General features: G+C 43.3%; 9 protein-coding genes. 7 read left to right on the top strand and 2 right to left on the bottom strand.

Annotated elements, in window-relative coordinates:
- Positions 1-134: 134 nt before the first annotated feature.
- The 6 genes from OQY15_RS19595 (at position 135) to OQY15_RS19570 (ending at position 7985) form a co-directional block, all read left to right on the top strand.
- Positions 135-749: a TetR/AcrR family transcriptional regulator gene (locus OQY15_RS19595; RefSeq protein WP_265793621.1), complete on the top strand. Its 615-nt coding sequence runs from the start codon at positions 135-137 to the stop codon at positions 747-749.
- Between the two features lie 113 nt (positions 750-862).
- Positions 863-1474 carry a TetR/AcrR family transcriptional regulator gene (locus OQY15_RS19590; RefSeq protein ID WP_265793620.1) on the top strand — a complete coding sequence of 204 codons (612 nt, stop codon included), beginning with the start codon at positions 863-865 and terminating at the stop codon, positions 1472-1474.
- Between the two features lie 28 nt (positions 1475-1502).
- The gene (locus tag OQY15_RS19585) at positions 1503-2825 is read left to right on the top strand and encodes a TolC family protein (RefSeq protein ID WP_265793619.1); all 1323 of its coding nucleotides are present in this window, start codon (positions 1503-1505) and stop codon (positions 2823-2825) included.
- Entirely contained in the window at positions 2822-3886 is a 1065-nt protein-coding gene (locus OQY15_RS19580) for an efflux RND transporter periplasmic adaptor subunit (protein WP_265793618.1), read from the top strand. Before OQY15_RS19585 ends, OQY15_RS19580 begins: the two co-directional genes overlap by 4 nt.
- Before the next feature lie 6 nt (positions 3887-3892).
- The gene (locus tag OQY15_RS19575; RefSeq protein ID WP_265793617.1) at positions 3893-7084 is read left to right on the top strand and encodes an efflux RND transporter permease subunit; all 3192 of its coding nucleotides are present in this window, start codon (positions 3893-3895) and stop codon (positions 7082-7084) included.
- A 76-nt stretch (positions 7085-7160) separates the two neighbouring features.
- A complete protein-coding gene (locus tag OQY15_RS19570; protein ID WP_265793616.1) occupies positions 7161-7985 on the top strand; it encodes a hypothetical protein in 825 nt (274 codons plus the stop codon).
- Between the two features lie 281 nt (positions 7986-8266).
- Here the strand turns inward: OQY15_RS19570 and lpdA are convergent, their stop codons facing one another.
- The gene (gene lpdA, locus OQY15_RS19565) at positions 8267-9673 is read right to left on the bottom strand and encodes a dihydrolipoyl dehydrogenase (RefSeq protein ID WP_265793615.1); all 1407 of its coding nucleotides are present in this window, start codon (positions 9671-9673) and stop codon (positions 8267-8269) included.
- 77 nt (positions 9674-9750) lie between these two features.
- Positions 9751-11442, bottom strand: a complete 1692-nt coding sequence (locus OQY15_RS19560; protein ID WP_265793614.1) for a glycosyltransferase family 39 protein — start codon at positions 11440-11442, stop codon at positions 9751-9753.
- Positions 11443-11553: 111 nt separating this feature from the next.
- Between OQY15_RS19560 and OQY15_RS19555 the strand changes: the two genes are divergently transcribed.
- Entirely contained in the window at positions 11554-13206 is a 1653-nt protein-coding gene (locus OQY15_RS19555) for a M1 family metallopeptidase (RefSeq protein ID WP_265793613.1), read from the top strand.
- Positions 13207-13212: the final 6 nt, after the last annotated feature.

Below are 13212 nucleotides of genomic sequence, written 5' to 3'. Positions count from 1 at the left end.
ATCGTCTCATAGTAAATGTTATACCTTGTAATAAACTTGTTAAGTGAAATATTTAATAATTTTGCATATTTTACGTTCGATTATAACCTTATTTAAGCCGTTACCCCAATTGCAAAAAAGCAAGCCTGATTAACATGGAAAATCAAGATAAAAAAAGACTTTTGATCATAGATGCCGCACTAAAACGTTTCGCTCATTACGGACTGGCAAAAACTACGATGACCGAGATCGCAAAAGACATCTCCTTTTCAAAAGCCTTGCTTTATTACTATTTCCCTGATAAACTGAGCTTGTATGTGAGCGTAATTGAAAACATGATGCATACGCTGAGCAGAGACCTGATCAAGTCGGTTGATAAAACATCTACCGCTACTGAAGGGATTCTGATACTGCTCCAGAAAAGACAGGCCTTTATTCAGAAGTATTACAAGCTGATAGAATTTACACAAATGATTGGTCCGGAGCTTCCTGAAGCACTTTATGAGAAGTTCACGCGCGCCAGAGCCTTCGAACTCAAGATCATCACAGAACTGCTCAGTAAAGGCAATCAGTCGGGCGAACTGGCAGTACAGGACATCCCGTTTACTACGGAAATATTTGTAGAAGCAGTATCTGGTATTCATTTCAATATCCTCAAACGCGCCAAACATCTCTTCCCCGGCAAAGAAGAATTTAAACTTATCTTTCTCAAGGAAAAACGATTCGCAGAAATCTTTTTAGCTGGTTTAAAGCCAGTTAATAGGTCATAGAATTGTCATTTAACTGTTGATATCCCCGATATCGGGGATGAAGTTTTTTTATGCAGAATGCTTGCTATATTTTTGACTATAGAATCAATAAAGTCAAAAGGTAAAAAAGTAGAATGTTAGAAACTGATAAAAAGAGGGAACTGATTATAGAAGGAGCGATTAAACGTTTTATCCATTTCGGAATTAACAAAACAACAATGAATGAAATTGCAGAAGATCTTTCTGTATCCAAGCCTTCACTGTACTATTACTTTCCTGACAAAACGAGCCTTATCCTGGGTGTCATGGAAAAGATCTTCGATGATTATTTCAACGTATTGTATAAAGACCAGAAACAGGGAACGCCCTTAGAAACTACCCTGCTGAACATCATTGAGATCAAGCATAAATTCTTTCTGCGCTACTATATGCTGCATCTTTCCTATGGTAATCCGGATTCATCGCTGAGTTCCGTAGAATTGAAGAACTATCTTGAAACCATGATGGCAAGAAACCTGAAGTTTCATGAAAGTGTATTTGAAACGGCGGTAGCCAAAAATGAAATCGCGGCACAGGAAGATATCCCTAAACTCGCAGAGCTTTACCTGGCTACACAATCAGGTCTGACTTCACTCTGTATTATGCATGGCAACAAGGAGCTCTTTCCCGGTAAAAAAGAGCTCAAACTTATGAAGGAAAAGCAGGTCAGCCTGTCAAAAATATTTATCAAAGGACTCAAAAACTAACCAGCTCCCATACCAGAAAAACCAGATTATGATTAAACCAGTAAAATCAATACCCATCTTATGGCTGTGCATGTTGGTGTCCACCATCGTGAATGCCCAACAGCCGCTGACACTCAAAGATGCGCTGAATTTTGCGATTGAAAATAACGCAACTGCAAGGAAGTCGAGACTCGACATCGATCGTGGTAAGTATAAGACCCAGGAAGTCCGTGCAGAAGCATTGCCACAACTTACCGGAAATGCATCGCTGACTTACAACCCGATAATCGGTCAATTGGTGGTGGGCGACCAGTCTTTCCAGCTCGGAAGAAAATGGAACAATAACGCAGGTGTACAGCTGGACCAGAAATTATTTAACCAGACTGTATTCACGGGGCTCAAAGCCGCAAAGACGAGCGAAAGCTATTACAATCTCAATGCGGAATTTACTGATGAACAGATCATTGAACTGGTTGCCAATAATTATTACCAGGTGCTGGTGAGCAGACAGCAGCTGAATGTGATCGACACTAACATCAAGAATGTTAAGGTGGTAGAAAAGATCATTACAAACCAATACTCAAACGGACTGGCTAAGAAAATCGATGTAGACCGTATCAAGGTTAACCTGACGAACCTGCAAACACAGCGTGAGCAGACGATCAATGCGGTAGTGCAACTGGAAAACCAGCTTAAGTTTTCGATGGGAATGCCTGTATCAACTGCTGTGAACATCCCACCGGATGAGTTGAAGAAAATAGGAACATTGCCTGAAATGGCTGATACCATCAACACTTCCGGAAGGATAGAAATGCGCCTGCTGAATGTACAAAAGGACTTATACACCTTGCAACGCAAAGCTTATGCAGCAGAATACTATCCCAGCCTGTCTCTTACGGGCAACATCTCGGTTACAGGGCAGAGTGATAAGTTCGACCTTTTCAGCAGAAGCGGATCAGCATTTTACTACAATGCTTCGGCGATTGGGCTTGCTCTGAGGGTTCCTATATTCAATGGTTTTGCCACCCGTTCAAGAATCCGCCAGGCGAATGTTGACATCAGGAAGGCCGATGAAGATATCAGGGAAAGGACAAACTCCCTCAACCTGGCTTACGAGAATGCGAAGATCCAGCTGAAGAATAACATCAATACGATCAAAACCCAACGCCAGAACGTGGATCTGGCCCAGGAGATATATAACAGCACCCAAAACAATTATAACAACGGACTTGCCGCATTGACGGATCTTCTGGACACCGAAAATGCACTGACAGAGGCACAGAACAGTTATACTCAGGCATTATTAAATTATAAAATTGCCGAAATACAATTAATCAAATCAAACGGAAATATAAAATCACTATTAAAATGAAAAGAGGAATTATAACAGTCATCCTGGTTATAGTTGTTATCGGTGTTATCGCATGGGTACTGAACAATAACAAAAAGAAAAATGACGCGCAAACAGCATTGGTTTCTCAGGGAGGCGGCGCCGTCAGCGTTCGTATTGCTCAGGTGAAAAAAGAAGCCGTTGATTTGGACTTTACTGCAAACGGCAACTTTGCCGCTAAGCAGGAACTCAATTTCTTATCTGAAAACGCAGGACGCGTAAATGCGATTTATGTGGATGAAGGTGACCGTGTAAAAAAAGGACAGGTGATTGCCCGTATAGACGCAGAGATTATCAATACAGACCGTGAAACGGCACAGGCAACATTGGATAATGCAATCAAGGATGCAGCACGATATGAAAGCTCTTTCAGCACTGGCGGGGTTACACAACAACAGCTGGACCAGGCAAGGCTTACTGTAAGAAATGCGCGTTTGAGATTACAGAGCTCTGCACGCCGCGTGAATGATGCCAATATTAAATCTCCGATCAACGGGATCGTCAACAAAAGATATATCGAAGTAGGTGCCTTCGTAAATGCACAGGGCACGCAGATGTTTGAATTGGTAGACGTTTCCAAACTGAAGTTAAAGGTAAACGTGAATGAAAGCCAGGTGGCCAGCCTTAAAGTTGGCGATCAGGTTCAGATCAAATCGAATGTATTCCCTGCTGATAACTTCTCCGGAAAGATCACCTTCATCGCCCCTAAAGCGGATGGTACACTAAACTTCCCTATTGAAATCGAAGTGGAGAATAACCATGCAAATACAATCAAGGCGGGAATGTACGGCACGGCTATCTTCAAATTCCCTGCACAGGCAGCAACGATCACTGTTCCACGCGGAGCATTTGTAGGTAGTGTAAGCAGCAACCAGATCTTTGTACTTGAAAATGGTAACACTGCGAAGCTCCGTAAGGTAATTGCCGGCAGAACTATTAACGACCAGGTGGAGATTATTGAAGGATTGAAAGAAGGTGAAACGGCAATCGTGAGCGGGCAGATTAATTTAGTAGACGGAAGTCCTGTAGCACCAATAAAATAACCTACTATGAAGTTAACAGAAATATCGATCAAAAGACCTTCACTGGTTATCGTGGTGTTTACCGTGCTGACATTGATGGGGTTATTGAGCTACTTCTCTCTGAGTTATGAGTTGCTGCCCAAGTTCTCCAATAATGTAGTGTCTATCTCTACGATCTATCCCGGAGCCTCTCCAAGTGAAGTAGAAAATACGGTGACAAAGAAAATTGAAGATGCAGTGTCTTCGATGGAAAATATTAAAAAACTGAATGCAGTATCCTACGAAAGTCTTTCGGTAGTAACAATTACGCTGAATGACAAGGCCAATGTGGATCTTTCTCTCAACGAGGCACAGCGTAAGGTAAACTCGATACTGGCAGACTTGCCAACGGATGTAAAAACGCCGTCATTAAACAAGTTTTCACTGGACGATCTTCCGGTAATCACGATGTCTGCCTCGGCAAAGATGGATGATGCGGCATTTTATGACCTGATCGACAAACGTATTGCCCCAATCATCTCAAGGGTGACGGGGGTAGCTCAGGTGAACCTTGTAGGTGGCCAGGAAAGAGAAATCCAGGTATCGCTGGATGCCGGAAAACTGCAGGGCTATGGTCTGTCTGTACCACAGGTGCAGCAATCTATCCTTACTTCCAATCTGGATTTCCCTACAGGTAGCGTAAAAACACAGGAGCAGGACATCCTGATCCGTTTGTCGGGTAAATACAAAAACGTGGATGAACTCCGCAACCTGGTGGTGAGTATGGGTAAAGATGGTGCCCAGATTCGCCTGGGCGACATTGCCGATGTAAGGGATGCACAGGAAGAAGTTGAAAAACTGGCACGTATCGACCGCAAAGGGGCGATTGCTGTACAGATCATCAAACAATCTGACGCCAATGCGGTAGAAGTGAGTAAAGGGGTACACACGGCGATTGCGAAACTGATGCAGGACTATAAAGCGAACGACCTGAAGATCGTTATTGCCAACGACAGCTCTATCTTTACCCTGGAGTCTGCCGATGCGGTAATCCACGATTTGGTACTGGCGATTATTCTGGTAGCGTTCGTGATGCTGTTCTTCCTGCACAGTATCAGGAATGCACTGATCGTCATGGTATCGATCCCGGCGTCCCTGATTGCAACTTTTATCGGCATGAGCCTGCTGGGCTATACGCTCAACCTGATGTCGCTGCTGGGATTATCACTGGTGGTAGGTATCCTGGTGGATGATGCGATTGTGGTACTGGAAAATATCTACCGCCATATGGAGATGGGTAAGAACAAGGTTCGTGCAGCGTACGATGCAACGAGCGAGATCGGCTTTACGGTGGTTTCCATCACGCTGGTAATTGTGGTGGTGTTCTTCCCTATCGCGATCAGCACTGGTCTGGTATCCAATATTTTGCGCCAGTTCTGCGTTGTGGTAATTATTGCCACGCTGCTATCTCTGTTCTCTTCATTTACCATTGTACCTCTTCTTTCCTCCCGTTTCGGTAAACTGGAAAGGATTGAAGGTAAAAATATCTTCGGAAAATTCATCCTCTGGTTTGAGGCACAGCTGCGCAAGTTCACCATCTGGATCACAAGCATCCTCACGTGGTCGCTCGCCAACAAAGGCAAAACGATCCTGCTGGTATTGGTGATGTTTTTTGGCTCCTGTGGTCTGATTCCTGCAGGATATATCGGAACGGAATTTTTCCCTAAAAGTGATAAAGGGGAATTCCTGGTGCAGGTGGAGCTGCCAAAAGATGCTTCCATTGAGCAGACCAACCTGATTACTCAAAAAGCAGAAGCATTTTTATCAAAAAAACCTGAGATTATCCAGCTGATTACTACGGTGGGACAATCGAGTGGCGACTTTGGTGCTTCACAGGCTACAGCCTACAAATCGGAGATCAACGTAAAACTCGTGGAACGTGATCAGCGTGCAGATAACTCGAGTATCTACGCTACAAAGGTAAGTCGAGAGTTATCCAAATACCTGGTGGGTGCCAAAGTAAAGACGGTTCCGATTAGTATCCTGGGTATCGCAGAGAATGCCCCTATCGACCTGGTTGTAATGGGATCGGATCTGGACAGTGCAATGAAATATGCCGAAGGCGCAAAAGATGTACTGGCAAAAATCAAAGGTTCTGCGGAGCTGAAGCTTTCTGTAGAAAGTGGTAGCCCGGAGATCAACGTGCAGGTAGACCGTGATAAGATGGCTGCCCTTGGACTTACCCTGCAAACGGTAGGTGCGACGATGCAGACTGCATTTAGTGGCAATACCGATGGTAAATTCCGTAAAGGTGAGTACGAGTACGATATCAATATCCGTTACCAGGATTTCAACCGTAAGAATATCGATGACGTGAGAAACCTGATCTTTATGAACAGCGAGGGCAAACAGGTTAAGCTGACGCAGTTCGCTGCGATCACTGAAGGCGCCGGACCAAGTCAGCTGGAACGCAGAGATAAAAGTACTTCGGTATCCGTGCGTGCGCAGTCGATCGGCCGCCCAACAGGTACCATCGTTGCTGAATTCCAGGAGGAGCTGCTCAAACTGGAGAAATCCGGAAAGCTGAGAAAACCTGTAGGCGTAAGTTATGTCTGGGCGGGTGATGCTGAAAATCAGGGAGACGGATTTGGAACCCTCGGAATTGCGCTGCTGGCTTCCATCATCCTGGTATACCTGATTATGGTGGCGCTGTATGATAGTTTTGTTTATCCATTTGTCGTGATGTTCTCTATCCCTCTATCGGTAATCGGAGCATTGCTGGCCTTATCGTTAACAAATAACGCATTAAATATCTTTACCATCCTGGGACTCATCATGCTGATCGGACTGGTAGCGAAGAACGCGATTATCCTGGTGGATTTCACGAATCAGATGAAGGCTGAAGGGAAAACTACTCATGAAGCACTGATCCTTGCCAACCATGCGCGTTTACGCCCTATTTTGATGACAACGATCGCCATGGTGATCGGTATGTTGCCGATTGCACTGGCAGGTGGTGCAGGTGCAGAATGGAAAAATGGTCTTGCATGGGTAATTATTGGTGGTTTGCTCAGTTCATTGTTCCTGACCCTGATTGTAGTCCCTGTAATGTACCAGATTTTTGACCGTATACTGGATCGCCTTGGATTTAATAAAAAGGGCATCACTATCGATGAACTGATGGTACAGCCTTATGATCACAAGGAAGTGAAGGAATATGATTTAGATCATCAGCATTAAAAGATCTTAAGAATTATCAAAAGGAACCGCAATTGTGGTTCCTTTTTTGCATATATTCAAAAATCCTTTTTGTGATATGACATTGAGATATTTAACTTTAGTAATTTTATGCTGCCTCGCTCTCAGCTCCAAAGCGCAGCATCCCCCGGTTTTTGAAGGTATGACTACCGATAGTGCATATATCACCTTGGGCGATCTTGATATCAACCTTGTAAATTACAAATACAGTGACCAGAATATTCACTTCCTGGCTATACATGATGATGAGGATACTGGCGTAAAGGCCGCCTTTCGTTACATCAATGATAATGGCGGAACTATTGTCGACTGCCAGTACGGAGGTGTAAGGAATTACAAATTCATCTATGATGAGGAAGAATACCAGACTGACCCGAACAGCATCTATACACTGAAGGGTATCAAAGCAGGTTTGCAGAAATATGGGATCTGGGATGATAATGTGATTCAGGAGCTTGAAAAGGCCGGAAAAACAATCCTTAATACTTATAACCCAAAGAAAGCAGGATATATCTTTACACTGCATAATAATGCCGATGGCGGATTTGGGATCAGCAGCTATTTAAAGGGCTATGACCTGGAAAGCACAGCCGATTCCGTACATATCAACTTTCAGATGGATAATGATGATATGCTGCTGGTTACGGAAGTAGCTATTTTTAATTTGCTTAAAAAGGAGAACGTTAATGTCGTTTTACAGTCGCAGGGTGCTGTAGATGACGGTTCACTTTCGATCTATGCCATGCAGAATAAGATTCCATACATCAATGCAGAAGTGCAGCATGGTCATATTGATGAACATCTGAGGCTGATCAAGCTTGGGGCTAAAGTCCTTGCACAACTTTATCCTGATACGGGGATTCAGGAGCCGATACCGGAATAAGACATTTAGCTTAGGGTTTCAGTGTTTAAAAAATAAAGGTATATAGTAGGACGGCTGCATTAATTTGCTGCGCAAAAGAACGCTAGGCCGCCTACTGTATACCTTTTATTTTTTTTAAAGGGTCTTCTATGCCACCGCGCTACAGGATCATCTAAAAAAAAAGCATCATACTATATGACGTCCTAGCGTTCTTTTGCGGAGCAAATTAATGCAGACGGAATATAGTATGATGCTTTTTTTAGCGAAGCCAGGAAAAACTCCTTTAAGCGATATGCAACAGATTAAATATGAATTGCCCTGTTAGCAGTAGCCGCCATTGCTGCTTCTTTTAAAGCCTCAGTATAAGTTGGGTGTGCATGACAGATTCTTGCGATATCCTCAGCAGAAGCGCGGTATTCCATAGCAACAACAGCTTCAGCAATCATATCAGCAGCACGTGGTCCGATGATATGGATTCCCAAAATCTCGTCCGTAGTCTCATCCGCCAGTACCTTCACAAAACCATCAGTATCCATACTTGCTTTGGCACGTCCACTTGCTTTGAAAGGGAAAGATCCTGATTTGTATTTAGTTCCTTTTTCTTTTAACTGTTCTTCAGTAGCACCTACCGAAGCTACCTCAGGCCAGGTATACACTACTCCAGGAATCAGGTTATAATTGATATGTGGTTTTTGTCCTGCGATGTACTCCGCAACATATACCCCTTCATCTTCTGCTTTGTGAGCAAGCATAGCACCAGTGATCACATCACCAATTGCAAATACTCCCGGAACAGACGTTTCAAGATGTGCATTTACAGGGATCTTATTACCACGCTCTTCAGTTTTGATACCGATAGCCTCCAGATCTAATCCAGCAGTGTATGCCGTACGACCTACAGCCACAATGCAGTAATCAGCTTCCAGTTTCACATCTTCGCCTTTGGCATTTTGTGCAGAAACAGTAACCGTTTTACCTTTGGTAGCAGCACCGGTAACTTTGTGTCCCATGAAGAACTCCATACCCAGTGATTTTTTCAGTACACGCTGCAGTTCCTTGCCCAGTCCAGCATCCATTGTAGCAATCAGGGAAGGTAAATATTCAACTACAGATACTTTGGTACCCAAACGTGCATATACTGATCCAAGCTCAAGACCGATTACACCACCACCAATAACAACCATTGTTTTTGGCACTTCAGTAATATTCAGCGCTTCAGTAGAAGTGATGATACGTTTTTTGTCGATTGGCAAAAATGGCAGTGCTGTTGGTTTTGAACCTGTAGCAATAACCACATTTTTTGCAGTGATATTTTCAGTAGTTCCGTCAGTTTTAGTGATCTTGATTGTGTTTTTATCCACAAAAGATCCCACCCCTTCGAAACTGTCAATTTTATTCTTTTTAAACAGGTAAGTGATACCTGCAGTATTTTGAGCAACCACATCATTTTTACGGGCAATCATCTGTGGCATATTTACGCTCAGGTTTTTCAGCTCGATACCGTGAGTAGTGAAAGTGTGCGCAGCATTGTGATAGTGTTCCGAAGAATCAAGCAATGCCTTTGAAGGGATACAACCTACGTTAAGGCAGGTACCTCCGAAAGTTTTATACTTTTCTATAACCGCTGTTTTTAAGCCTAATTGAGCACATCTGATTGCGCTTACATAACCACCAGGACCAGAACCAATAATAACGACGTCGTATTGCATATATGAAAAATTTTGTTGAGCAAAGTTAATAAACCGTCCAACAAATAAAGCATCAAAAAAGGTTTATTGCAATTCTGTTATCGGATCAGTACAAATTCAGTTTTAGACAGGGTTTCTTTTCTCGTGGCATGGTTGATAAACTTTGCTTTGAGCCTGCTGATGCGGTAATTATCAAAGGTTTTCAGGGGCTTTAGTGCCGCCCCTCCCGGAACATACTGATCAATAAATTCCTTCTCCCCATATAGGATATAAGGCTTTGGCGGCAACAGCTTTTCCTCTCCCGGATGGAGGAAATACAAGGGAGCATCCGAATAGAAATCCAGTCCGTAGCCAAAGCCGATGCGCGTTTGGACGACGGGTAGATGTTCAGGGTTATTGGCATTGACCCAGAAAGCCGCTTCGCTGTCGGCCTGGTACTTCAATAACGCCGGGTAATAAGCCAGGTTGAAATAGATATTCACGAAGAAGACCACTGTGCAGCACTGGAAAAAGATCCTGAACCTGCCATTCGCAGCCGTCTTGCTAACCACTACAAATAAAAGTACAGCCAGGATCAGCAATAGCCAGCATAGCAGCGGAATATTTTCCGGCTGGAAGAAATAATGTAACAGAATGACCAGCAATACCATCAGACTGCAGACGATCAGCTGCGTAATGCGGATAGCTTTTATTGAACTTTCAATTTTCAGGTTTACCAGGTATTGTGCACATAAAATCGAAAAGAAAGGAAATACAATCACGATATAAAATGGCAACTGAAACTTGGAGACCGAGAATATCAGTAAGGTAAGCAGCGAACCCGAAACGCAGAACCACTCTGCAAGCTTTGGCTGTCTGACATGTTTACGGAAATACTGGTACAGTGCCGTATAAAACAGGAGGCACCAGGGCAGAAATGCCCAGAGAATAGTATGCAGGAAAAATGTAGGGTCGCCCTTGGATTTTACGATGGGGCCATTATTAAAGAAACGGCCAAACTGACTGTCCCAAAAGAAAAACCTGAGCCCCGAATTATTCTGGTGCCCAAACACCACCTTTTCAGGATGAAGATCAAATTGTGTATAGAGTGTATATAACTCCGGCAGAATAAAAATGAGCACCAGAATTGCAGCCAGCAGCCAGCGGAAGTTGAAGACCATCTTCCAGTCCTTCCTGATCAGCAGATCACCGCCGATGGCACCGGCAATAGGAATCAGGGCAAAGATACCCTTGGTCATCACTGCACAGGCAGCAAACAAAGAGGCCATTACCAGGTGGAGAAACCATTTTTTTCCCAGTGATTTATAGAAGTGATACACACTTCCAATGATCAGGCCCGTCAGGTAAGGCTCGGCACGTACATCCATGGTACAGATGAGGATATGCTGGGCGGTGAGTAAAATCAGCGCTGCCCAGAGTCCCACTTGTTTACCATACAGGTCTTTCGCAAATCTATAGGTATAAAATGCCCCGAGCAGCATAAAAAGTATTCCCGGCAATTTATATGACCACGCAGCTACTCCGAAGACCTGGAAGAAAACGGCCGTGACCCAAAAAGGAAAATGCGGCTTATCCAGCCAGTCTTTCCCCTGTACATACAAATCTGCAAAATTATTATGTTGTGCTATATTTTTAGCTATTGATCCGTATAAAGCACCGTCCGGTCCCATCACCGGAACGAACAAACCAGTAAAATTGACGAGAACAGCAATACCGATAAAGAGGTATAACCATTGGGTATGTTGTGCTGTCAGGGGCTTCCCTGTAAGCTGTTGATCAGGCGACATCATGCATATAGTATTTATCGCGATAAAGGTAAATGAAATATAAATCTTATCAGCTTACGATAAAAAAGAAATGCAAGCCTTATATTTAACCTTTAAGATCAATTACCCCCTTTGATGAAAAGAATATTTTACAGCATTACACTGCTTTGCATCACTATGTTAAGCACTCAGGCACAATTACTACAGCCTAAAGATACATTCAGCCGTGCCGATAGTTTACGAGGACAGCTCAGTCCATTACGCAGTTGTTACGATATCAACTATTACCATCTTGATGTGAAAATTGATTTAGATCAGCACAGCATTGATGGCAGTAATACCTTTAATTTTACTGCAGTATCAGACTTTACAAAACTTCAGTTCGACCTTTTCAGCAATCTGCAGGTCGATAAGATTGAGTACAAAGGCAAAAAACTGGCATACACCAGAGAATTTAACGCCGTCTTTGTTACGTTCCCGGCTACCATTAAAAAGGGTAAAAAAGATAGCTTTAAGGTTTATTACTCAGGAAAGCCTATTATTGCCGTGAAGGCACCCTGGGATGGTGGATTTATCTTTACAAAAGATAAAAACGGTAAACCATGGGCTTCCGTTGCCTGTGAAGGATTGGGAGCAAGTTCATGGTGGCCAAATAAGGACCACCTGAGTGATGAGGTAGACAGTATGATGATCAGTATCAGTGTGCCTAAAGAATTAAAAGAGATCTCCAATGGGCGCCTGAGAAGTATCAAAGACAAGCCTGACGGTTATCAGCAGTATAACTGGTTTGTGGCCAATCCTATCAACAATTACGATGTTACTTTTTACATTGGCGACTACGCACACTGGACAGATCAGTACCAGGGAGAAAAAGGAAACCTGAGCATCGACTACTGGTCGCTCAAACAAGATAGCCTCCTCGCAAAACCGCACTGGGATGCCGATGTGAAACGCATGCTCAAATCTTTTGAACACTGGTTTGGCCCTTACCCGTTTTATGAAGATGGATACAAGCTGGTACAGGCTCCGCATCTGGGTATGGAACACCAGAGCGCTGTAGCTTATGGAAATCAGTTCAAGCAGGGCTACCTGGGCAAAGACCTTTCGGGCAGTGGATGGGGTCTAAAGTTCGACTTCATCACCGTACATGAAAGTGGTCATGAGTGGTTCGGAAATAATATCACCAATAAAGATGTTGCTGATATGTGGATACATGAAAGTTTCACCAACTACTCAGAGCCTTTGTTCCTGGAAAGCTATTATGGTAAGAAAGCATCATCTGAATATGTGCAGGGGATCAGGAAAATTATCCGCAATGATATTCCTGTCATATCTTCTTATGATGTGAACAAAGAGGGCTCAGGAGATATGTATCCTAAAGGCGCAAATATGATCCATACGATCAGACAGCTGATTGGCAATGATGAGAAATTCAGGTCCATCTTACGCGGCTTAAACCAGCAATTTTATCATCAGACAGTTACGACAGCCCAGATAGAAAATTATATCTCCGAAAAAAGCGGGCTTAAATTGAACAAGGTTTTTGATCAGTACCTCAGAACGATTAAGATTCCTGTACTGACTTATCAGATTACCGGAAACAAGCTTTCGTATCGCTGGGACAATGTAGTAGAAGGCTTTGATATGCCTGTAAAAGTTTCATTAAAGCCAGATGTATTTACACTCATCTACCCTTCACAGCAGTGGAAAGAAATCAGTGTAGATGGTGTAACTGATGCGAGCTTCAAAGTAGATCCTGATTTTTATATCCTGACCAAAACAAAATAATATCAT

It is taken from the genome of Pedobacter sp. MC2016-15 (assembly GCF_026239695.1).
GTDB lineage: Bacteria > Bacteroidota > Bacteroidia > Sphingobacteriales > Sphingobacteriaceae > Pedobacter.
The sequence above is the reverse complement of the archived record's forward strand: the minus strand, read 5'-3'. Positions and strand labels throughout refer to the sequence as shown.